This is a genomic window from Blastochloris tepida (assembly GCF_003966715.1).
Lineage (GTDB): Bacteria > Pseudomonadota > Alphaproteobacteria > Rhizobiales > Xanthobacteraceae > Blastochloris > Blastochloris tepida.
Map to the genome: position 1 here is coordinate 807,280 of NZ_AP018907.1, position 22,065 is coordinate 829,344.

The 22,065-nt window shown below is 64.9% G+C and carries 23 protein-coding genes and 2 pseudogenes; 11 read left to right on the top strand and 14 right to left on the bottom strand.

Annotated features, from left to right (window positions below):
- Positions 1-451 precede the first annotated feature (451 nt).
- A complete protein-coding gene (locus BLTE_RS03610; RefSeq protein WP_126402028.1) occupies positions 452-1,570 on the top strand; it encodes a glycosyltransferase family 4 protein in 1,119 nt (372 codons plus the stop codon).
- Positions 1,560-3,752 (top strand): amylo-alpha-1,6-glucosidase, encoded by a 2,193-nt coding sequence (locus BLTE_RS03615; RefSeq protein ID WP_126397711.1) that lies wholly within the window; start codon positions 1,560-1,562, stop codon positions 3,750-3,752. The genes BLTE_RS03610 and BLTE_RS03615 overlap by 11 nt, the downstream gene beginning before the upstream one ends.
- A gap of 44 nt (positions 3,753-3,796) precedes the next feature.
- Here BLTE_RS03615 and trhA read toward each other — a convergent pair whose 3' ends face one another.
- The 4 genes from trhA to BLTE_RS03635 form a co-directional block, all read right to left on the bottom strand.
- Entirely contained in the window at positions 3,797-4,444 is a 648-nt protein-coding gene (gene trhA, locus BLTE_RS03620; protein WP_160140506.1) for a PAQR family membrane homeostasis protein TrhA, read from the bottom strand.
- A 196-nt stretch (positions 4,445-4,640) separates the two neighbouring features.
- Positions 4,641-4,805: a DUF3309 family protein gene (locus BLTE_RS03625; RefSeq protein ID WP_126397716.1), complete on the bottom strand. Its 165-nt coding sequence runs from the start codon at positions 4,803-4,805 to the stop codon at positions 4,641-4,643.
- Between the two features lie 872 nt (positions 4,806-5,677).
- The gene (locus BLTE_RS03630; protein WP_126397718.1) at positions 5,678-6,100 is read right to left on the bottom strand and encodes a response regulator; all 423 of its coding nucleotides are present in this window, start codon (positions 6,098-6,100) and stop codon (positions 5,678-5,680) included.
- Positions 6,093-9,275 (bottom strand): CheR family methyltransferase, encoded by a 3,183-nt coding sequence (locus BLTE_RS03635; RefSeq protein WP_126397720.1) that lies wholly within the window; start codon positions 9,273-9,275, stop codon positions 6,093-6,095. Before BLTE_RS03635 ends, BLTE_RS03630 begins: the two co-directional genes overlap by 8 nt.
- 414 nt (positions 9,276-9,689) lie before the next feature.
- Between BLTE_RS03635 and BLTE_RS03640 the strand changes: the two genes are divergently transcribed.
- Positions 9,690-9,881, top strand: a complete 192-nt coding sequence (locus BLTE_RS03640) for a CsbD family protein (protein WP_126397722.1) — start codon at positions 9,690-9,692, stop codon at positions 9,879-9,881.
- Positions 9,882-10,043: 162 nt separating this feature from the next.
- Positions 10,044-11,000, top strand: coding sequence for an IS481 family transposase (locus BLTE_RS03645; protein WP_126396489.1), 957 nt, complete (start codon positions 10,044-10,046; stop codon positions 10,998-11,000).
- A gap of 137 nt (positions 11,001-11,137) precedes the next feature.
- On the opposite strand, the gene BLTE_RS03650 is transcribed toward BLTE_RS03645, so the two are convergent.
- The gene (locus BLTE_RS03650) at positions 11,138-11,380 is read right to left on the bottom strand and encodes a hypothetical protein (protein ID WP_126397724.1); all 243 of its coding nucleotides are present in this window, start codon (positions 11,378-11,380) and stop codon (positions 11,138-11,140) included.
- On the opposite strand from BLTE_RS03650, the gene BLTE_RS03655 reads away from it, so the two are divergent.
- The 6 genes from BLTE_RS03655 to BLTE_RS17990 all read left to right on the top strand — a co-directional run bounded on the left by BLTE_RS03655 (position 11,379) and on the right by BLTE_RS17990 (position 14,589).
- Positions 11,379-11,564, top strand: coding sequence for a DUF1328 domain-containing protein (locus tag BLTE_RS03655; protein WP_342211504.1), 186 nt, complete (start codon positions 11,379-11,381; stop codon positions 11,562-11,564). The genes BLTE_RS03650 and BLTE_RS03655 overlap by 2 nt on opposite strands.
- Before the next feature lie 178 nt (positions 11,565-11,742).
- Positions 11,743-12,093, top strand: a complete 351-nt coding sequence (gene tnpA, locus BLTE_RS03660; RefSeq protein WP_126397727.1) for an IS66-like element accessory protein TnpA — start codon at positions 11,743-11,745, stop codon at positions 12,091-12,093.
- Positions 12,090-12,437: an IS66 family insertion sequence element accessory protein TnpB gene (tnpB, locus tag BLTE_RS03665; RefSeq protein ID WP_126397729.1), complete on the top strand. Its 348-nt coding sequence runs from the start codon at positions 12,090-12,092 to the stop codon at positions 12,435-12,437. Before tnpA (BLTE_RS03660) ends, tnpB (BLTE_RS03665) begins: the two co-directional genes overlap by 4 nt.
- A 68-nt stretch (positions 12,438-12,505) precedes the next feature.
- On the top strand, positions 12,506-14,155 hold the full coding sequence (tnpC, locus tag BLTE_RS03670; RefSeq protein WP_126397731.1) for an IS66 family transposase: 1,650 nt from the start codon (positions 12,506-12,508) through the stop codon (positions 14,153-14,155).
- A 2-nt stretch (positions 14,156-14,157) separates the two neighbouring features.
- Positions 14,158-14,400 carry a hypothetical protein gene (locus tag BLTE_RS03675; protein WP_126397733.1) on the top strand — a complete coding sequence of 81 codons (243 nt, stop codon included), beginning with the start codon at positions 14,158-14,160 and terminating at the stop codon, positions 14,398-14,400.
- 33 nt (positions 14,401-14,433) lie between these two features.
- Entirely contained in the window at positions 14,434-14,589 is a 156-nt protein-coding gene (locus BLTE_RS17990; protein WP_160140507.1) for a hypothetical protein, read from the top strand.
- Positions 14,590-15,407: 818 nt separating this feature from the next.
- On the opposite strand, the gene BLTE_RS03680 is transcribed toward BLTE_RS17990, so the two are convergent.
- The 3 genes from BLTE_RS03680 to BLTE_RS03690 form a co-directional block, all read right to left on the bottom strand.
- Positions 15,408-15,617, bottom strand: a complete 210-nt coding sequence (locus BLTE_RS03680) for a cold-shock protein (protein ID WP_126397735.1) — start codon at positions 15,615-15,617, stop codon at positions 15,408-15,410.
- A gap of 836 nt (positions 15,618-16,453) precedes the next feature.
- The gene (locus BLTE_RS03685) at positions 16,454-16,663 is read right to left on the bottom strand and encodes a cold-shock protein (protein ID WP_126402030.1); all 210 of its coding nucleotides are present in this window, start codon (positions 16,661-16,663) and stop codon (positions 16,454-16,456) included.
- A 249-nt stretch (positions 16,664-16,912) separates the two neighbouring features.
- On the bottom strand, positions 16,913-17,140 hold the full coding sequence (locus tag BLTE_RS03690) for a hypothetical protein (protein ID WP_126397737.1): 228 nt from the start codon (positions 17,138-17,140) through the stop codon (positions 16,913-16,915).
- Positions 17,141-17,388: 248 nt separating this feature from the next.
- Here BLTE_RS03690 and BLTE_RS03695 point away from each other — a divergent pair.
- Positions 17,389-17,768, top strand: a pseudogene (locus BLTE_RS03695) (IS5 family transposase); the annotation flags it as partial.
- A 9-nt stretch (positions 17,769-17,777) separates the two neighbouring features.
- Here BLTE_RS03695 and BLTE_RS03700 read toward each other — a convergent pair.
- From BLTE_RS03700 to BLTE_RS03725, 6 genes and pseudogenes are all read right to left on the bottom strand, one after another.
- The gene (locus BLTE_RS03700; RefSeq protein ID WP_126397741.1) at positions 17,778-18,143 is read right to left on the bottom strand and encodes a Na+/H+ antiporter NhaA; all 366 of its coding nucleotides are present in this window, start codon (positions 18,141-18,143) and stop codon (positions 17,778-17,780) included.
- A gap of 51 nt (positions 18,144-18,194) precedes the next feature.
- The gene (locus BLTE_RS03705) at positions 18,195-18,437 is read right to left on the bottom strand and encodes a hypothetical protein (protein ID WP_126397733.1); all 243 of its coding nucleotides are present in this window, start codon (positions 18,435-18,437) and stop codon (positions 18,195-18,197) included.
- 2 nt (positions 18,438-18,439) lie between these two features.
- Positions 18,440-20,089 (bottom strand): IS66 family transposase, encoded by a 1,650-nt coding sequence (gene tnpC, locus BLTE_RS03710; protein ID WP_126397743.1) that lies wholly within the window; start codon positions 20,087-20,089, stop codon positions 18,440-18,442.
- Between the two features lie 68 nt (positions 20,090-20,157).
- Positions 20,158-20,505, bottom strand: a complete 348-nt coding sequence (tnpB, locus tag BLTE_RS03715; protein WP_126397729.1) for an IS66 family insertion sequence element accessory protein TnpB — start codon at positions 20,503-20,505, stop codon at positions 20,158-20,160.
- A complete protein-coding gene (tnpA, locus tag BLTE_RS03720) occupies positions 20,502-20,852 on the bottom strand; it encodes an IS66-like element accessory protein TnpA (RefSeq protein ID WP_126397727.1) in 351 nt (116 codons plus the stop codon). Before tnpA (BLTE_RS03720) ends, tnpB (BLTE_RS03715) begins: the two co-directional genes overlap by 4 nt.
- Before the next feature lie 92 nt (positions 20,853-20,944).
- A pseudogene (locus BLTE_RS03725) lies at positions 20,945-21,892 on the bottom strand (Na+/H+ antiporter NhaA); the annotation flags it as partial.
- Positions 21,893-22,065: the final 173 nt, after the last annotated feature.

Consider the following 22,065-nt stretch of genomic DNA (forward strand, 5'->3'; position numbering starts at 1 on the left):
CGCTGCGGGCATGGCGCCGCGGATGCGCCGACGGTGGACGTTTTTGGGCCGCCGTGACTCGTCACATCTGCTCCCCCGGCGAAGCGCTGTCCGGGCGCTGCCATCACGGGACAGGCAAGGATGACAGCCCTCGCCGCTGCCTCTGTTGCCCGTGGCGTCCTTGAAGCCTCCCGGAGCATTCCCCGCAACAGGGGGACTTGGCCTCTGCTGAAGATCGAGGGGCCGCTGCAGTGAGCATTCGACAACTCAAGAACTGATTGCAACGGTCAGCTTTCGCTGCCGTCGGCCCAGTTGTCGCCAAATTGCCGCGCGGCCAATTCTCGCTCGCAGGCGATCCACCCGAAATGGCGCGGATGGAACAGGTCGAGGGCGAGACCGTTTCATGACCAAGACCGCTATCCGTATTTTCCTCAGGCGCCTCAGGCTGCGCCTGAATGCCCCCGAGGATGACATGAGGATTGCCCAGGTCGCGCCTTTGATGGAGAGCGTGCCGCCGAAATATTATGGCGGGACCGAGCGTGTGGTACACTTTCTTACTGAAGCGCTCGTCGACCTTGGCCATGACGTGACGCTGTTTGCCAGCGGCGATTCCGTCACCCGCGCCGATCTTGTTCCGGTGGTACGCAAGGCGCTGCGGCTCGATCCGGCCGTGGCCGATCCGGTGCCGTATTACTTGCTGATGCTCGACTGGCTGAACAGCCGCGCCGACGAGTTCGACGTCCTGCATTTCCACATCGATGCCTTCCACTTTCCGCTGTTCAACGGCCGCCGCCACCGTACGGTGACGACGCTGCACGGACGGCAGGATCTGCCCGATATCGGCGCGCTTTATCGCGGCTTTCCCGGCATGCCGCTGGTCTCGATCTCGAACCACCAGCGCACCCCCGTGCCGGATGCGAGTTTCGCTGCCACCATCCCGCATGGTCTGCCAAAGGATCTGCTGGCGCCGACCTTCGATCCGCGCGGCGGCTATCTCGCCTTTCTCGGGCGGATGTCGCCGGAGAAGGGCCCGCTCATCGCAATCAGGCTGGCACGCGCGCTCGGCCTGCAGCTGCGCATGGCGGCCAAGGTCGACAAGGTCGATGAGCAATATTTCCGGGAGGTGGTGCATCCCGAGATCGCCTGTGGCGACGATGTCGAGTTCATCGGCGAGATCAACGACCGCGACAAGGCGAGGCTGCTCGGCGAAGCGCAGGCGCTGCTGTTCCCGATCGCCTGGCCCGAGCCGTTCGGCTTGGTGATGATCGAGGCCATGGCGTGTGCGACACCGGTGCTCGCCTTCCGTGCCGGTTCGGTGCCGGAGGTGATCAAGGATCACGTCACCGGGCGCATCGTCGACGATTTCGACGGAGCACTGCGCGCGATCCCCGAGTTGCTGGCGCTCGACCGCCGGCGTATCCGCGCCGAGTTCGAGGCGCGCTTCACCGCCGAGCGGATGGCGCGCGATTATGTCGATGTCTATCGCGGTCTGGCGCGGACCATTGGCAGGCCGGCGCTGCGGCCTCGCCTGATCGTACAACGCCCGACAGCCGCAGCTCACGTTCTGCAGAGTGAGGTTCATGCCGGCTAAGACAACGGCCGTCACCGAACTGCTGATCGACACCGTCGGCGAGTCCCCGTTCTACATTCCCGCCACCGGCCCCTCGGCCCGCCCGCGGCGAACCTTGAAGCATGGCGACTGCTTCGCCGTGCTGGATTCCTACGGCGATATCGGGGCATCCCAGGGCGGCCCCGATGGCTTGTTCTTCCGCGACACCCGCTATTTGTCGCGGCTTGAGCTGATGATCAACGGCACCCTGCCGCTGCTGCTCGACTCCACCGTGCGCGACGACAATCTGGCGCTGGCGGCCGATCTGACCAATCCGGATGTCTATTTCGACGGTCATGTGGTGCTGCCCAAGGACACCATCCACATGGTGCGCTCGGTGGTGCTGTGGAAGGGCGTCGCCCATGTGCGGCTGGGCTTGCGCAATCACGGCGAACGGCCGGTGCGGCTTGGTCTCGCCTTCATCTTCGCAGCCGATTTCGCCGATCTGTTCGAGGTCCGCGGGGCGCGCCGCGAGCGGCATGGCCTCATCCAGACGAACGTCACCTCGCCGTATGATGTCAGCATGTCCTGCGCCGGACTGGACGGGCGCACGCGCACGACCACCATCTGCTTCAACCCGGCGCCGGAAACGCTCGGCGCCACCGCTGCCTCCTGGCGCGTGACCCTGGCGCCAAACCAGAGCCGGTCGTTGTTCCTGCAGGTCGCCTGCGATCCGCAGGCGGGCAAGCCCATCGCCTTCGGCGCGGCGATGCTGGCGGCGCATCGCTCGCGGCGCGCGCTGACGCGGGACATGGCCAGCGTTGAGACCAGCCATCAGGTGTTGAACGAGGTGCTGCGCCGTTCGATGGCCGATCTTGCCATGCTGACCACCGAGACATCGGAGGGACCCTATCCCTATGCCGGCATCCCCTGGTACTCGACGACGTTCGGCCGCGACGGCATCATCACCGCCATCGAAATGCTCTGGGCCGCGCCCAGCATTGCGCGAGGCGTGCTGGCGCGTCTCGCTGCGCTGCAGGCCACCGAAACCGACCCGGTGTGCGACGCCGAACCCGGCAAGATCCTGCATGAAATGCGCGGCGGCGAAATGGCCGCGCTCGGCGAGGTTCCGTTCTCGCGCTACTACGGCAGCAATGATTCCACCCCGCTGTTCCTCGTCCTGTTCGGCCTCTATGTCGAGCGAACCGACGATCTCGCGACGCTGCGGGCGTTGTGGCCGGCGGCGCTCGCCGCGCTGCACTGGATCGACAATTACGGCGATCGCGACGGCGACGGCTTCGTCGAATATGCCCGGGCGACCGAGAACGGTCTGACCAATCAGGGCTGGAAGGACAGCCATGACGCCGTGTTTCACGCCGACGGGCGGCTGGCCGAGGGGCCGATCGCGCTGGTCGAGGTTCAGGCCTACGTCTATTTTGCCAAAACCCTGATGGCGCGGCTCGCCCGCCGCCTCGGCCTCGCTGACGCCGGCAGCCAGCTCGACGACGAGGCAACGCGCCTCGCGACCAAGTTCGACGAGGCCTTCTGGTGCGAGGGCATCGGCACCTACGCCTTGGCGCTCGACGGCTCGAAACGCCGCTGCGAGGTGCGCACCTCCAATGCCGGCCATGTGCTGTGGGCCAGGCTGGCGCCGCCGGACCGTGCCGCGCGCGTCGCACATGACCTGATGAAGCCGGATTTCTTCTCTGGCTGGGGCATCCGCACCGTCGCCAGGGAAGAGAGGCGCTACAATCCGATGTCCTACCACAATGGTTCGGTCTGGCCGCACGACAACGCCATGATCGCGGGGGGCATGGCGCATTATGGCGCCTGCGAGGCGGTGCAGCGGGTGTTCGCCGGCATCCTCGACGCCGCCGCCTATATGGAGCTGCGCCGTCTGCCAGAGCTCTATTGCGGCTTTCGCCGCCGCGCCGGGCGCGGCCCCACGCTTTACCCGGTGGCCTGCTCGCCGCAGGCCTGGGCGTCCGCCACGCCGTTCTCGCTGGTCCAGTCCTGCCTCGGCCTGGAGCTGAATCCGGGAACCAGCGAGATCCGCTTTGTCAATCCGGTGCTGCCGCCGCAGCTCGATTGGGTGCGGCTGCGCAATCTCCATGTCGGCACTGCTACCGCCGACGTGCTGGTGCGTCAGCTCGGCAGCGGCGTCTCGGTGGATTTTGAGCGAGCCCTCGGCGATGCGCAGATCACCGTGAAGATGACTCGATAACATCAGCGGGCTTTGTGGATCTGAACAGAGGTCGCCGGAGAGAATTACTTCGCGCGGACCGTATCGATCACCGCGACGTAATGGACCAGCGCGGCACTCAGCACGAACGCATGCCAGATCGCATTGCTGAACGGGATCTTCTCCAGGACATGAAAAACGACGCCGACGGAATACATGACGCCGCCGATGGCAAGCAGCATCAATGTCGTAGGCTCGAGGGTCTCGGCGAGAGGCCAAAAGGCTATCGTGCCGATCCATCCCAAGGCCAGATAGAGCGCGACCGAGACAGCTTCGATCAGGTTTGGCCGCAGCAGCTTCAGGAAGATCCCGGTGACAGCAAGCCCCCACATGGTGCTGGTCAGTGCGACCGCCCACATCCCCTTCAATTGGGTCAGGAACGGCGTGTAGGTGCCCGCGATCATCACGTAGATCGCAATATGGTCGAGCTCGCGCAGAACGCCCCGGTGGGGATTGCCGCGCAGCACGTTGTACGCGGCCGAGCACGACAGCATCGTGAGCAGCCCGAACGCATAGACCCCCGCAACCACGACCTGCCGGGTTCCGCCGTCCCGCGCCGCGACGCTCAACAGAATGGACGTGCCAACGAGACCCGCGGCTACGCCGACCCCATGCACGATGCCGTCGGCGATAAGCTCCGCTTGGCTTTGCGAGTGCCGGTTCGGAACCCTCACATGGTCCTCCTGACCGTCATTCCGCGCTGCTGACGCGGATCGGATCATGCGGACTCTGCCGTCGCATATGAGCCTGAGCCTTGCGCGTCAGTCTTGCGCATCCAGTCTTACGCTGGCCTTCCCGCGCGGCGTGCCACGGTGACGCCGCCGCGCGAGGGCGTGCGCGCTTGAGCGCTCGACAAGTCCGGCTGCGTGGTCAGAGTTTGCCAAGCAGCAACAGGACGACGAGGAGGATCAGGATGACGCCTGGAATTCCGACGCCGGCATGGCCGAACCCGTAGCCATAGCCGCCCAGGCGGCCGCTGAAGCCTCCCAACAGGAAGATGACGAGAACGACGATGAGGATGGTTCCAAGCGACATGACGGATCTCCCCTTTCAGAGGCGCGCCGGCCAGCTCAATCTTCATTGCACACGCGACGAGACGCTGGTCGGCTGTTAACGGGATGGCGCGATCGTCGCGCCATCCGAAAAGCCGTGGGGCTATTTCCGATCGATGGAAATGCCTCTCTCACCGACATTGAGCTCGATGGTGGTCGTATGCCGATCTCGGTAGTATTGATAACCCAGGACTGCGATGACGACGGCGAGGACCGCGACGATCGTGTAGAGGACGTTTCGGCTCATGGTCTGGTGTCCCTTGCTGGCTGTCGGTCCGTCTTTCGATACGCACGTGACTGTCGCATCCCGGCTTCCGCGCCGGCGTCACTGCCATGGACAATAGGCGACGCACTGGTACTCCGCCGGGCCTTCGATCGTCGGCACCTCCTGCCAGCGCAGCCGGCAGCCGTCTTCGGTCAGCCCCTCGCAGAGCCGCGCCGGGGCATGGCGTCGGACTTGACGCCACTGCGTGGCGCGACGACTGCCCTCGACTTTTGCTGCGATGGCGCCGATGCGCCCGCCCCATGTCCCGAAGATCTCTGCGAATCTTGGGCGACGCTTCCAGATGCCGCGGCGAACAGGCCGGCAACCGCGATCACCAGCGCCGTCACCAATGGTGCACGAAGCACGCGTGTCATTTGAGGCTTCTCCTATCTTCACTGCGAAGCCTGCTCTTGACAACGCCTACCGCGGCAATTTGATCCATGTCGGAGCCCATTGAACGAATCAATGCGCTCTCCTTTTCGCGAGGTAGATTGCTTGGCCGGTTCGGCGCGCGCCCGCCGGTCATGCTGACGGCAGCGAAGACAAAGCTCCGGCTCGATCAGCCGATGTCCTGTCAGGCGACCTTCCCGTCAGGCGATTTGTGCGTCCGGTCCGGCAAGGTCCTGCGGTGGGTCGGCTGTCGGGCTGAGAAACCCGCGCAGCACGGCGAGCAGGTCCGATCGATTGGTCGGCTTCAGCAGGCAAGGGTAGGCGCGAAAGGCTGGCTCGATCGCCTCAAGACCGTAGCCCGAGGTGAAGGCGAACGGAATATTCCGTCGCATGAGGGCGGCGGCGACCGGATAGGACCGTTGGCCGCGCAGATCGAGATCGAGCAGCGCGCCGTCGATCGCATTGGCCGTATCGTCGGCGTGCTCGAGCGCCGCCTTGACGGTGGCGACCGGGCCTGCCGCCACGCAGCCGAATGTTTCGAGCGCATCGACAAGATCGAGTGCGATCAGGGCGTCATCCTCTGCCACGAGGATACGAAGCGGGCGGCCAAGAAGGTTAGTCATCCAGCCTCACATTGTCGGAGAACGGAACCGTGATGTGGCACTCGACGCCCGCCGGCTCGAATCGCAGATCGATGCGGGCGTCGAGGTCGTGCGACAAGGCCTTTTCGAGGAGATCTGAGCCGAAGCCGCGCTGGTCCGGGCGCGCAACCGGCGGACCGTTGCGTTCCACCCAGTGGATCGTCAGGTGGTCCTTGGTATCAGGCGGGGTTGCCTCCCAGCGGATCGAGACCGTGCCGTTCTCGTCGGAGAACGCACCGTACTTGGCCGCGTTGGTGGCGAGTTCGTGCAACGCCATGCCGAGGGTGAGGGCAGCGCGCGGACTGACGCGAACCGGCCAGCCTTCGATCTTCACGCGTCCGACCTGCCCCAGCATGTGCGCGCCGAGCGACTCCTCGATGAGATCCTGCAACGCGACGAAGCCCCAGTTCTGTCGCGCGACCAGCGTGTAGGAGCGCGCCAAGGCCCGATAGCGGGCCAGCAATGCCGCCTTGGCATCCGCCAGCGTCTTGCCGCCGGTTAGCGTCTGCTGGGCGATCGAGATGACGACCGCCAGCATGTTGCGGACGCGATGGTTCAATTCGCTGATGAGGACCCGCGTGCGCTCCTCGTCCCGTTCGGCGCGGGTGAGCTGGGAGACGTCGATAAAGGTGATGACGACGCCGTCCCTGGCCTTGCCGGCCGTCATGTAGGGCAGGACGCGCGCGATATAGTGCGCCGAGCCGTCCCGCCGCGACACCCGCCGCTCGTGCAACGCGCCGGTGGCGACGGTTTGGGCGACATCCTGGCCGAGCTCGGGATAGTCGATCTCGCTGACGATATCGGTCAGTGAGCGGTTCTTGTCGGTCGGGATCAGCTTGAAGATGCTGCAGGCCGCTGGCGTGAAGCTGCGGATGACGAGGCTGTGGTCGAGAAACACCGTCGCCATCTGAGTGCTCTCGAACAAATTGGCGAGATCGCTGTTCGCGGTGTCGAGCTCGTCGATCTTGGCCTGCAGCTCGGTGTTGACGGTCTGCAGCTCCTCATTGAGCGACTGCAGCTCCTCCTTCGAGGTGTCGAGCTCCTCATTGGTGGACTGGAGCTCCTCATTCATCGAGTTCAGCTCCTCGTTTCCCGATTTGAGCTCCTCGATTGCGCCTTCGTATTCGGCGATCGTCGCCAGCCATCGCTCGTGCGTATCGGCCAGTTCCAGTTCGAGCTGGGCGATGGTTTCGTCCCGGTCGGCTCCCTCGTCCTGCGGCGAGCGCACCGGCGACTGCTCCGCGGCGCTCACAGGGTTCTGCCTCGAACCACGAGCGCTCGTCTCCGCAAACACCACCAGGAACAGCGGCTCGTCGGCGCTGTGGCCGAACGGCTCGACGGTCAGCCGGACCTGCTCCCTGACCTCGCCGGTCGATACGTTCACCCCGTCTCGGACCACCGGCTTGCGGCTCTGAATCGCCTGCTGGAGCGTCGTGCGCAATTCGGCGCGCAGACCTTGGCGCGCCAGGGTCAAGAGGTGCCGGCTCGGCACGCCGGCAGTCGCTTCGAGATAGCGGCCGGTGTTGGCCGACTGGTAGACAATGTCGCCGTCCCGGTTGACGACGACGTGCGGCGGGGAGAACCGGTCGAGCACCCGCGCCTGCACGGCATTCTGGAGCTGAGTCGTCGTCATTCGCTGGCGCGTGTCATCGAGAAACTGTGTAGGGTAGTTGGCGTTTGAGGCGATCGCCGGGCGCAGGCGCACGCCGGGCCGATCGCGGCGGCGGAAGATGCGCTGCTTCTTGTCGACATAGACGAATGACTCGCCGAGTTGCGAGATGCTCTCGGACGGGCCCAGGAAGAGATAGCCGCCGGGCCGCAGCGCATAATCGAACACCGCGATGATCCGCCGCTGCGCCTCCGCATCGAGATAGATCAGCAGGTTGCGACACGAGATCAGGTCGATGCGAGAGAAGGGCGGGTCGCGCAGCAGGCTGTGGTCGGAAAAGACGCACATCTCCCGCAACGTCTTCGACACGGTGAAGGTCTCGCCGGCGTGGAGGAAGAAGCGGTCGAGGCGCTCCTGGCTGACCCGGCCCACGAGTTGCGACGCCGGATAGCGGCCGGCGCGCGCCACGCTCAGCGCGGGCCGGGCGATGTCGGTCGCGAAGATCTGGACGCGCGGCGAATAGGGCAGCTTCTCGATATGCTCGCTGAGCAGAATGGCGATCGAATAGGCCTCCTCGCCGGTGGCACAGCCCGGCACCCACACCCGCACGATGCTGGTTGCATCGCATCCAGCAAAGAGCTCGGGCACCACGGCGCGCTGGAGTGCGGCAAACGCCTCGGCATCGCGGAAGAAATCCGTGACGCCGATCAACAGATCACGCAGCAGCTTGGCGGGCTCCTCGGGATCCTGTTTCAGGAGATCGGCGTAGGCCTGCAGATCCGCAACATGCAGCAGCCGCATGCGCCGCACCACGCGTCGCATGAACGGCTTGTCCTTGTGGCCGGAGAAATCGTGGCCGAAACGCTGGCGCAGGGTCGACAGGATGTCCGAGCGCGCATGTCGAAGGTCGTCCGGCTCGGGGCCGGCTTCGTCGGCGGGAACGGGAGCCGGAACAGTTGCCAGCGACCCGGCGTACCGCGCCAGTTCGTCCGGCATCTCCTCGACGGCCAGGATCTTGTCGACCAGCCCGGTCGCGGCGGCGCTTTCCGGCATTCCGCTCTGGCCCGGGTGGGTCTGCCCGCTGGCGCCCTGCGCCAGCGTCAGCCCGCCGCACTCCTTGATCGCCTTGATGCCGAGCGTGCCGTCGCTGCCGGAGCCGGACAGCACGATGGCCACCGCGCGCTCGCCGCAGTCATCGGCGAGAGCGGTGAAGAACACGTCGATGGGGTTATGCTCGCTCGATGCGGTGCGGGGCAGGACCCTCAGGCGGCCGTCCTTGATCGAAATCGCGGCATTGGTCGACAGCACATAGATGTGGTTGGCTTCGACGCGGTCACCGTGCTTTACCTTCGACACCGGCAGGCGGGCGCTCCGGGCGATGATCTGATCGAGCATGCTCTCGCGGCCCGGCCCGATGTGCGAGATCACGACAAAGGCCGCGCCCGGCTCGGCGGGCACGGCGCCGAACAGCCCGGTCAGCGCCTCCACGCCGCCCGCCGAGGCGCCGACGCCCACGACAAGACATGATCTCGATAGGTCGTCGCGCATCAAACGTGTCTCATCGGTTCGTGATGTCCGAAGCGACCTGCAAACAGGCCGGGTCCTCGTGTAGTCGGATCTGCCAACGAGCCGGAGCTTCGGAACCGACACAGTGTTGCCCACGGCCGCCCGCGTCCAACCCGCCTCGCGCACGGCCGCCGCTGCAAGATAGCAGCCGCCGCCCTGCCAGAATCGATACCCGCAATAAGCTCAGGTTCATTCTAGGCTCGATCGTTGTGTTTCACGCTAGCCTAAATGCATGCAAGATAAAAGGAACGCATTGTCCGAAATTGGAAAATTGTTTTGTGGCCAATCCCGGAGCGATTTCAGTCCACGGACAGTCGTCGGCGAGGAACTTTCTAGGGCCCGTCGGGATTGTTAATGACGGAACCGATCACGGTTCCCATGAAAGAGGAGCTTCCCATGGGCAGCACCACAGACAAGATCAAGGGAATGGCCAACGAGGCAGCCGGCAACGTCAAGCAGGCGGTCGGAAAGGTCATCGGCAATGAGAACCTGGAAGCCGAAGGCGTTCTGCAAGAGCGCAAGGGCGAGGCGCAGCAGGCGATCGGAAAAGCCAAGGACGCTATCAAGAAGGGGGTCGACAGCGTCTGACCTGACCGGACGGAATCCACTGCGGACGCGCCGTCGAGACCGCAGCGAAATCGGCAAAGCAGGGCAGATAGGCGGCTAGATGTGGGCTTTCAGGAGGTTGTCCATTCGGCCCTGGCCGGGAACGCTGATGTCGCCAGACGTCAGTGATTCGCGGAGGACCGAATGGACACTCACAAGAATGCTCGCCTGACCCCGAAAGGTCGAGAGGTGATGGTGGGCGCCGTGGTGGATGGCGGACTGACCAATGCCGAGGCCGCGCGTCGCTACAACACCACGCCGAAGACGGTCGCCAAATGGGTCGGGCGCTTCCGCGCCGAGGGTGTCGATGGTTTGCGCGACCGCTCCTCCAGGCCGCTTTCATCGCCAGGCCAAACAGCGCCCGCCACGTGCGCTGCGGTCGAGGCGTTGCGCCGCCAGCGCTGCACCGGCAAGCAGATCGCGGCCGAGCTCGGCCTCTCGCCGGCCACCGTCAGCCGTATCCTGCGGCGGCGCGGCTTGAACAAGCTCAGCGCCCTGGAGCCGGCCGAACCGGTCCGGCGCTACGAACGCCAGCATCCCGGCGAGATCATTCACATCGACATCAAAAAGCTCGGCCGGTTCAACACGGTGGGCCACCGCATCACCGGCGATCGCAGCGGGCAAAGCAACAGCCGCGGGGTCGGCTGGGAGTGCCTGCATCTCGCCATCGACGATCATTCGCGGGTCGCCTACTCGGAAATCCTGCCCGACGAAAAGCGCCCGTCCTGTCTGCGCTTTCTGTTCAATGCACTGCGCTTCTTCAGGGCCCATGGCGTCAAGGTTCAGCGCGTGATGACCGACAACGGCGCCAGCTTCCGCTCCTTCCGCTATGCCAGGGCGCTGCGCCTACTCGAGATCAAGCACCTGCGCACCAAGCCGTATACGCCCAAGACCAACGGCAAGGCCGAGCGCTTCGTCCAAACGAGCTTGCGCGAATGGGCCTACGCCAAAGCTTATCTGCACTCCGATCAGCGCGCCGCAGAGCTGCCGATCTGGCTGCATCGCTACAATTGGCACAGGCCCCATGGTAGCTTGCAAGCCAAGACACCCATCAGCCGCCTCGGTCTGACCGAGGACAACCTGTTGAGGCTCCACAGCTAGTGTCGCCTCAAGCGTCGCCTATCGTTAGGGCATGTGTTTGGTGCCGACCAACACAGTGTCTCGCCTGTCGCCGCGCTGCCCTCCTCGGCTGCGCCGGGTCTCGAAGCCGGCGACCTTCTGGTCAGGCATATCCTTGGTCAGGGCAATATCTGGCTGGGGAGGGTCGCCAATATGATGTTCGGCGCGATGGTGCCGAACATCTCGGCGCGTGAGGCGGACAAGAGCCACGCAATAGGCAGGATACCGGCAATAGGCCTGCAATAGAGCGGTGTGAATGTGGCGTCCGCCGGAATTCGCGAAAACAGATGATCGAGCATGGAACGCACTAAAATACCGCGCGTTGTGCAGGATCGATCATCAAACAAATGGAGGAATTCCATGATTGGCAATCTGATCAACTGGGCAATCGTCTTGTTGCTGATTGCGCTGGTGGCGGCCGTGTTTGGATTCGGCGGCCTCGCTGGAACCGCGACGAGCTTCGCCACGACTCTGTTCTGGGTCGCGCTGATGCTCGCTGTGGTGCTGTTCGTCACCAACATGCTGCGTGGACGCAGCGCCATGTGACGTACGGCCGGGACAGCGGATTGGCCGTTGTCCCGGTCGCCCTGAAAAGCTTCGTATCAGCTGGTTCGGCGCCAATGAAGCGGTATCCCTCCGGCGTGGGCCGCCTTGTGTGGGACCTCGCGCTTCGCGGATGCTGCGCGCATAGGAGCGCTCTTACGAGCGCGCGTAAGAGCGCAGCATGAGCCAGATGACGGTGCTGACGGGGCCGGAGCGGCGCCGGCGGTGGAGCGGCGAGGAACGGCGGGAGATCGTGGCGGCGGCGTTTGCGCCGGAGGCGATCGTGGCGGACGTAGCACGGCGCTACGGGGTATCGACCAGCCTGATCTACAAATGGCGGCACGAGGTTGGCGACGGGACGAGCGGGGTTGGGTTCGCCCGCGCGATCGTCGTGGAGGCCGGTGGGACGGCCGCGGCCACGAGGGAAGACGGCGCCGCGATCGTCGTGGAATTGGCCGGCGGCGTGCGGGTTGAGATCGGCGCGTCTGCGCCGGCGGCGTTGGTGACGGCAACCCTCAAGGCGCTGCGATGATCCCGGTTCCGGCGGGCGTGCGGATCTGGATCGCGACCGGACATACGGACATGCGCAAGGGCATGCAGGGCCTGGCGCTGCTGGTGCAGGAAGGGCTCGGCCGCGACCCGTTCGGCGGCGACGTCTTCGTGTTCCGGGGCCGCGCCGGGACCTTGATCAAGGCGTTGTGGCACGACGGCATCGGCTTGTCGCTCTACGCCAAGCGGCTCGACCGCGGGCGCTTCGTGTGGCCGGCCACGGTCGACGGCGCGGTGGCGCTGACGGCGGCGCAAATGAGTTATCTGCTCGAGGCGATCGACTGGCGCAATCCCCAGCACACATGGCGGCCGCAGAGCGCGGGCTGATCAAATAATTGCGGCGACGCTCCACTTTGCACGTCACACCGCGGCGAAGATGTGATTCCATAGGATGCATGGACGCCGATGGTGATGCTGCCGCCGAACTCGCCGCGCCGAAGGAGGCGTTGGCGGCTGAGCGCGCAAAGACGCTGGAGGTCGCCGCAGACCTTGCGGTGGCGCGCGCCAAGGCCTCGGAAGATCAGGCGCTGATCGCCTATCAGAAGCTGCGGATCGCCAAGCTCGAGCGGCAGATTTACGGCCAGCGGTCGGAACGTGCGGCACGGCTGATCGAGCAGCTGGCGCTGGCGTTCGAGGAGCTCGAAGCGGGCGCGACCGAGGACGAACGCGCGGCCGAACAGGCCGCCGCCCAGACGACGACCGTGCGGGGCTTTACCCGCAAGCGCGCCGAGCGCCAGACCTTCCCCGAGCATCTGCCGCGGGAGCGCGTGGTGATCGATCCCCCGGCGGCCTGCGCGTGCTGTGGCGGCACGCGGCTGCGCAAGATCGGCGAGGACGTGACGCGGACGCTGGAGGTGATCCCGCGCCAGTGGAAGGTGATCGAGACGGTGCGGGAGAGGTTCAGCTGCCGCGACTGCGAGACGGTCTCCCAGGCGCCGGCGCCGTTCCATAGCATCCCGCGGGGCTGGGCCGGTCCCAGCCTGCTGGCCATGATCATGGTCGACAAGTTCGGCCAGCATCAGCCGCTGAACCGGCAGGCCGAGCGTTACGCGCTGGAGGGCGTGCCGATCGCGCTGTCGACGATGGCGGACGCCGTGGGGGCGGTCTGCAGCGAGCTCGCTCCGCTGCTCCGCCGCCTGGAGGCTCATGTGATGGCGGCAGAGCGGCTGCACGCGGATGACACGACCGTGCCGGTGCTGGCCAAGGGCAAGACCGACACCGGGCGCTGCTGGGTCTATGTCCGCGACGACCGGCCCTTCGGCGGCGCCGGCCCTCCGGCGGCGATGTTCTACTATTCGCGCGACCGCCGGGGCGAGCACCCCCAGGGGCATCTCGCCGGCTACGCGGGCATCCTGCAGGCCGACGCCTATGACGGCTACGCCCCGCTCTACCTGGTCGGACGCGCCCCTGGGCCGATCCGGGAGGCGGCCTGTTGGGCCCACGCGCGGCGGCCGTTCTTCGCCATGGCCGACATCGAGGGGACGGCGCGGCGCCGGGCCGCCGGCAGGACGGACGCCGTGCTCTCGCCGATCGCCATCGAGATGGTGCGCCGGATCGACGAGCTGTTCGAGATCGAGCGGTCGATCACCGGCACCAGCGCGCAGCAGCGCCTCGCCGTTCGCCAGGAGCGAAGCCGCCCCCTGGTCGAGGATCTTCATCGCCACATGCGCGAGGAGCTTGCCAAGCTCGCGCGCGGGCACGACCTCGCCAAGGCGTTCAATTACATCCTGAAGCGCTGGGCGAGCTTCACGCTGTTCCTCGAGGATGGGCGGGTTTGCCTGTCGAACAACGCCGCCGAACGCGGGCTTCGCGGCATCGCTCTTGGTCGCAAGTCGTGGCTGTTCTGCGGGTCCGATCGGGGCGGGCACCGCGCCGCCGCCATGTACAGCCTGATTGTCACGGCCAAGATGAACGGCATCGATCCGCAGGCCTGGCTGGCCGACGTCCTGGCGCGCCTGCCAAGCCACCCGGCGCATAGGCTCGATGACCTCCTGCCCTGGAATTGGGCGCCACGGCCCTCGGCACTCTCCGCTCGGGCGGCGTGAGCATGCACGTCAACAAGGTCTCCCGCGTCACCACGATCGCTCGCGTCGCCGAGGACCTCGGCGAAGACGAAGATTGGCTGCACCAGGTCGCCAACGAAATGGACGTCGAGGACGGCATCATCTGGGTCTACGGCGTCGGCGACGCCGCCGTCAGGGCGTTCACCGACTTCGGAATCGAGACCCTGGTCGAACTCATCAAAATCCACAAAGCAAACCCGGCGCTCCTCGGACCTTCAGAGCCGTAAGCGCCCCACCTGCGGCCCACGCCGGAGGGATACATGAAGCGCTGCGTTGCGCAAAAGCACATGGTCGAAGCGACGGTGCTGATGTGCGGACGTCGAGACGAAAGAGTGCGCAGGTTCTTTCTCTTCCGCCCTGCTCGCCAGCCTTCATTCAATCGAATTGCTTTTCTCGAAGATCAAGTCGATTCTTGAGGGTGCCGCGGGCGGCCGAGTCTCTGGAGATGGCAGGCAGCGCGGCATTACGGGCGCGACGCCGCGCGTGGCTGTGCGGATTTGTTGGATTTACTGTTGGCGCAAATTGACGATCTGCACGAGCGCAATCAAATTGATCGAACGTTCGATCATGGTCTGTTATTGGGCCTGAATAGCCCCGCGATGCGACGTCCCCGGAAGCGAATTCTTGGAAGGTGATGGTCTGGACGAGGGCGGTTGGTCGGCGCATTTGTGCCATGGCAATCGCCCACGCGGCCGCCAGGATCGTCAGGGTTCGTTTCAGATTGTCGGTGATGACGGTCGAGCGAGCGCGAGAGCAAGCGCGTCACCGTCGATGGAACCGTGGCGATCAAAGGCCATAGCCCATCCCAATGACAGCCACCTTCTGATGCGGGCCATCGAATGGCTGAACCGTGCCGTCGCCAAGCTCCGGGTACGGCTACGCCGATCCTATCTGTGGCTGCGCACTCTGCCCGGCGCGAGGTGGCCCGTCTGCTTCACACTGGCGGCCTGCCCCGGGCATGCGCATGCTGCGCACCTATTGCGGCCGGCCGATGCGCGACATCGCCCGCAAGACCGCGAGCGCCCCGACCGCGGCCCCGCTCCTGTCGCTGGCTATGGAGCAGGTCGGATGGCCTTCTCAACCGCCGTGCTTTGCGGAGGTTTGTCGCTCATCGGGCTTCCGTAAGGCTCTCGCACAAGAGAAAGCCCCGCTGCCCGGAAGGCCGGGCGCGAGGCTTGGTTCAGAGCTTTGCCAGTACATCCGTGGTCAAAGTTCGTCGAATCCGACGCTGCCGTCAGGCGGCTTGCAGATTGTCGGCGGAGAATTTCCCTGTCCGCCGGTCGGCCAGCAGGTCGAAGGCCACACGCTGCCCTTCGTTCAGGCTGTACATTCCGGCGCGTTCCACGGCGCTGATGTGCACGAACACATCCTTGCTGCCGTCATCCGGCTGGATGAACCCGAAACCCTTTTGGCCGTTGAACCACTTCACGGTGCCTTGTGTCATGTTGTCGATTCCCAAAGAAAAAGGTGTTCGGCGGCGCGGTCGCGCTACCGTTCAGAGGTCGAGATTTTGGGGAGAAACCGTTAGTCAGGCACGCTGTGCGCGGCAAGGCCAAGTCGTTCGGCCGAAACTCGATGTTCCTCATTAGACAGTATGGCGGAAAATAGCAAGGGAAAACGATCGGACCACGTCATGTTCATGATGTCCGTTTTTGGCCGGGGACAGAACAATTTTGGCTTTGTCGTTTCGATCCGTCAGGGAGTGGCTGTCGGCTGGCACTGCGGATCCCCGCTCCCCAGAATTTTTGGTTCTCCGCTGCCGCTCCAGCGCCGCGCAGGCCTCGGTCTCGGAGGGGTGGACTGGGACGGTACATGCATATTGCGCCGTCTCAGCGCTCCCGATGGCACCGGGTTGTTCAGGAGACGACACGGGCGGCTACGCGCGGGCCTGAGGGGAGAGGAGAGGCCGCGCTATCTCGATGATGGCCGGGACGCCGATTTCCGTGTCGCCCTGGCAGCTTTCGGTGAGACCTTCGGCACGGCCGCATCTCGCGCCAGCCGCAACGCCTTCAATCTAACGGTCTTTGCGAGGGTCGCAGCTTGGCTGGCACGATACTCGGTCCAGGCCACCACTTTCTCGGTCTCTTCCTGTTCCTTGCGAAAATGTCGATCGGCCCTTTTGGCGGCTGCGCTCTGCTGATGGCTGTCACTCATGTTGGAGTTCCCTTGACGTTGGCGTATGCAGGAAAGAGCCCCGCGATCCCGGATCGTGAACGCGAGGCTCAAGCCGGAGCTTTGCCAGTACATCCGTGGTCAAAACTCCACATTCGGGGCCGTCTTTTAAACGGCCTTCAAATTTTCTGCTGCATTTTTTCCGGTCCGCTGATCGGCGACAACGTCGAAGGTCACGCGCTGTCCTTCATCAAGGCCGTACATCCCTGCACGTTCAACCGCCTTCATGTGAACGAACACATCTCTTCGACCGTCATCCGGCTGGATGAACCAGAAGCCCTTTTGGCCGTCGAACCACTTCACGGTTCCTTGCGTCATGTCTCGTATCCCAAAGTTGATGCCTTCGGTGCTGCGACTGCGCCACCGTTCAGAGGTCGATATTTTTGATAAAGCTGTTCGCCAAACACGCGTTGCGTAACAGCTGAAAGCCGCAACACCGAAGTCTGACGCTCTCTTATAAGCTTGAAAACGCAACCGACCAAGTAAAATTAACAATATTACGTTGCGTTCACGATGATAAATTGCGACCTTGGCACGGAACAATTTCGCTTCGGCTTTCTCGATCGGTTATGCTCTGGGTGGCTGCTGTCCGATGGGTTCTTGACGCTTGCGCCTTGCGCCGCTTTCCAACTTGCGCACGACGGCTGACCAGAACCGGTGCTCGCGAGCATCAGCGACGCTACGGCGCCGGATCTCAAGCGCAACAGCGCGGGCCTGCACGCCATGCTGCCCGATCAATTGCGCCACCCGTTCCCTGACGGCGTGCATGAATTCTTGAAGTGAGACATTGTTCATCGGAGTTATCCTCGCGCGCCAATGAGGACAGGAGGGGCGGGGCCCTGCTTGGGCCACACCGATCCCGCGCCTCAACCAGGAGGCGGTTCATGCTTCTCTGCTGCATTGGACTGTATCCAAGTATGAACGGGACGCCGGAATACAATGACCCGTTGTCCGAACGCCGGCGTGAGCCCTATTGTGAGTGATATTCCCGCCGTTTTCCGGCCCGCCGCCTGCACGCCGGCGCCGCGCGGGCCTTGTCTACGGTCCACGCGCTGACGGACCGGGATTGCCGGCCCATCGCCTTCCTGCTCACCGGCGGCAACGTCGCCGATTGCACGGCCGGGCACGACCTTCTGAAGCAGTTGCCGGACGCTCGCATCCTGCATGCTGACAAGGGTTACGACTCCAACGCCATTCGCCAGCAGGTCGAGGCCAACGGCACCATGCCGAACATCCCGCCCAAGCTGAACCGGCGCTGGAAGGGCACGTTCTCGCGGGTTGTCTACCGCGCCCGAAACGCCATCGAGCGCATGTTCTGCCGGCTGAAGGACTTTCTCGGCGCGTCGCCACCCGATACGACCGCCTCGCCGTCAATTTCCTCGCCGCGGTCCACATCGCCGCGATCGCCTGCTTCTGGTTATGAGTCCGGACCCTAGATGCGGCGATTTTTCAACGTCAGCCACGCCAACGTCGATACACCGAGGCTCGCGGATAACAGCGATCCCGCCAGAATGGCGACCTTGGAGGCATTGAGCATGTCTGGCGGAAATGCCAAGCCCGCGATGAACAAGGACATGGTAAATCCAATTCCTGTCAGGAGAGCGCCGGCCGCCAAGAGCGGCCAGCCAAGTTCGGCTGGGCGCATCGCGAAGCCGAACCGCACGGCAAGCCAACTGAACGTCAGAACCCCGATCGGCTTTCCGATGACCAAGCCGATGAGGATCGCCAATGAATTCAGCTGTCCCATGTCGCTGGTGGAAATGACAACGCCCGCATTGGCCAGCGCGAAGAGCGGCATGATTGCGAAGCCGACCCAGTATCCCTCCGGCGTGGGCCGCAGGTGGGGCGCTTACGGCTCTGAAGGTCCGAGGAGCGCCGGGTTTGCTTTGTGGATTTTGATGAGTTCGACCAGGGTCTCGATTCCGAAGTCGGTGAACGCCCTGACGGCGGCGTCGCCGACGCCGTAGACCCAGATGATGCCGTCCTCGACGTCCATTTCGTTGGCGACCTGGTGCAGCCAATCTTCGTCTTCGCCGAGGTCCTCGGCGACGCGAGCGATCGTGGTGACGCGGGAGACCTTGTTGACGTGCATGCTCACGCCGCCCGAGCGGAGAGTGCCGAGGGCCGTGGCGCCCAATTCCAGGGCAGGAGGTCATCGAGCCTATGCGCCGGGTGGCTTGGCAGGCGCGCCAGGACGTCGGCCAGCCAGGCCTGCGGATCGATGCCGTTCATCTTGGCCGTGACAATCAGGCTGTACATGGCGGCGGCGCGGTGCCCGCCCCGATCGGACCCGCAGAACAGCCACGACTTGCGACCAAGAGCGATGCCGCGAAGCCCGCGTTCGGCGGCGTTGTTCGACAGGCAAACCCGCCCATCCTCGAGGAACAGCGTGAAGCTCGCCCAGCGCTTCAGGATGTAATTGAACGCCTTGGCGAGGTCGTGCCCGCGCGCGAGCTTGGCAAGCTCCTCGCGCATGTGGCGATGAAGATCCTCGACCAGGGGGCGGCTTCGCTCCTGGCGAACGGCGAGGCGCTGCTGCGCGCTGGTGCCGGTGATCGACCGCTCGATCTCGAACAGCTCGTCGATCCGGCGCACCATCTCGATGGCGATCGGCGAGAGCACGGCGTCCGTCCTGCCGGCGGCCCGGCGCCGCGCCGTCCCCTCGATGTCGGCCATGGCGAAGAACGGCCGCCGCGCGTGGGCCCAACAGGCCGCCTCCCGGATCGGCCCAGGGGCGCGTCCGACCAGGTAGAGCGGGGCGTAGCCGTCATAGGCGTCGGCCTGCAGGATGCCCGCGTAGCCGGCGAGATGCCCCTGGGGGTGCTCGCCCCGGCGGTCGCGCGAATAGTAGAACATCGCCGCCGGAGGGCCGGCGCCGCCGAAGGGCCGGTCGTCGCGGACATAGACCCAGCAGCGCCCGGTGTCGGTCTTGCCCTTGGCCAGCACCGGCACGGTCGTGTCATCCGCGTGCAGCCGCTCTGCCGCCATCACATGAGCCTCCAGGCGGCGGAGCAGCGGAGCGAGCTCGCTGCAGACCGCCCCCACGGCGTCCGCCATCGTCGACAGCGCGATCGGCACGCCCTCCAGCGCGTAACGCTCGGCCTGCCGGTTCAGCGGCTGATGCTGGCCGAACTTGTCGACCATGATCATGGCCAGCAGGCTGGGACCGGCCCAGCCCCGCGGGATGCTATGGAACGGCGCCGGCGCCTGGGAGACCGTCTCGCAGTCGCGGCAGCTGAACCTCTCCCGCACCGTCTCGATCACCTTCCACTGGCGCGGGATCACCTCCAGCGTCCGCGTCACGTCCTCGCCGATCTTGCGCAGCCGCGTGCCGCCACAGCACGCGCAGGCCGCCGGGGGATCGATCACCACGCGCTCCCGCGGCAGATGCTCGGGGAAGGTCTGGCGCTCGGCGCGCTTGCGGGTAAAGCCCCGCACGGTCGTCGTCTGGGCGGCGGCCTGTTCGGCCGCGCGTTCGTCCTCGGTCGCGCCCGCTTCGAGCTCCTCGAACGCCAGCGCCAGCTGCTCGATCAGCCGTGCCGCACGTTCCGACCGCTGGCCGTAAATCTGCCGCTCGAGCTTGGCGATCTGCAGCTTCTGATAGGCGATCAGCGCCTGATCTTCCGAGGCCTTGGCGCGCGCCACCGCAAGGTCTGCGGCGACCTCCAGCGTCTTTGCGCGCTCAGCCGCCAACGCCTCCTTCAGCGCGGCGAGTTCGGCGGCAGCATCACCATCGGCGTCCATGCATCCTATGGAATCACATCTTCGCCGCGGTGTGACGTGCAAAGTGGAGCGTCGCCGCAATTATTTGATCAGCCCGCGCTCTGCGGCCGCCATGTGTGCTGGGGATTGCGCCAGTCGATCGCCTCGAGCAGATAACTCATTTGCGCCGCCGTCAGCGCCACCGCGCCGTCGACCGTGGCCGGCCACACGAAGCGCCCGCGGTCGAGCCGCTTGGCGTAGAGCGACAAGCCGATGCCGTCGTGCCACAACGCCTTGATCAAGGTCCCGGCGCGGCCCCGGAACACGAAGACGTCGCCGCCGAACGGGTCGCGGCCGAGCCCTTCCTGCACCAGCAGCGCCAGGCCCTGCATGCCCTTGCGCATGTCCGTATGTCCGGTCGCGATCCAGATCCGCACGCCCGCCGGAACCGGGATCATCGCAGCGCCTTGAGGGTTGCCGTCACCAACGCCGCCGGCGCAGACGCGCCGATCTCAACCCGCACGCCGCCGGCCAATTCCACGACGATCGCGGCGCCGTCTTCCCTCGTGGCCGCGGCCGTCCCACCGGCCTCCACGACGATCGCGCGGGCGAACCCAACCCCGCTCGTCCCGTCGCCAACCTCGTGCCGCCATTTGTAGATCAGGCTGGTCGATACCCCGTAGCGCCGTGCTACGTCCGCCACGATCGCCTCCGGCGCAAACGCCGCCGCCACGATCTCCCGCCGTTCCTCGCCGCTCCACCGCCGGCGCCGCTCCGGCCCCGTCAGCACCGTCATCTGGCTCATGCTGCGCTCTTACGCGCGCTCGTAAGAGCGCTCCTATGCGCGCAGCATCCGCGAAGCGCGAGGTCCCACACAAGGCGGCCCACGCCGGAGGGATACCCGACCCATGGGTGGAGCATCATTTCAATTCGCTCAACAGGGGAAAGCGCTTCCTTGATTGCCACGCCAGCACTGCGAAGGTCGCGGCGTTCGATGGTGTCTCCGCTCCAATGCTCCCCTCCGGGATAGGAAAGCACGCGTTCGAGAAAACCGCGAAGCAGGGCATCGTTCACCCAGACCCGTGTCGGCGTCATGAACCCGAGGACAACACCGGTGGCCGTTGCATGGATACCTGAGTGGTCGAAGCACAGCCAAATGATGCTCCCCGCCAAGAAATAAAGGGCGCCACTGCGAATTCCCAGACGGGCTGATCCGGCGATCATAGCCAAGCCAACCAATGCGAAAACGAGCGCACTCCAATTCAGGGGCTCGTGGCCATAACCGACAGCGACAATGAGAATGGCCCCCACGTCGTCGAAAATTGCAAGCGACAGGAGGAACATGCGCAGGCTCGCCGGGATGCGGGGGCCAAACAGACCAAGACATCCGATAACGAACGCCGTGTCGGTGGCCATCACGGTCCCCCAACCGTGCGCGCCGGGTTGGCCACCCATGACAGCAAGATAGAGAGATGCCGGAACGATCATTCCGCCGAGGGCCCCGGCAAATGGCAGCGCTGCCCTGCGCAGATTCCGCAACTCCCCAAGGGCAAGCTCGCGCTTGAGCTCCAACGCAACAACAAAGAAAAAGAGCGTCATCAGTCCATCGTTGATCCAATGGCGCAGCGAGCGACTGAAGTCCTGCGATCCGACGTGCAGGCCAATCGGGGTCTCCCAAAACCCGAGAAAGACAGCGGATAAAGGCGAATTCGCCAACCCCACCGCGGAGATTGTCGCCAACAACAACAGGAGACCGGATGCGGCCTCGATCTTCAGAAACCGGGCAATCGGCTGCGTGAATCGGTCGGCTGGTTCTTGAGGGAGGTGAGGTCGATCATGGGCCATCGTGCCGGCGAATTCCGATTCTGTTTCTGAGGTTTCGCTGCTTATGAGCGTTCAGTTGGGCGCATAGAACCAACTGGTGCGCTTGATCAGGACGCCAAGAACCGAACGAGAGGGGCTCTACGCACCAATCCTGAAGCTTCAATCTCTGCACGATCGTCGCGGCGAATCTGGCG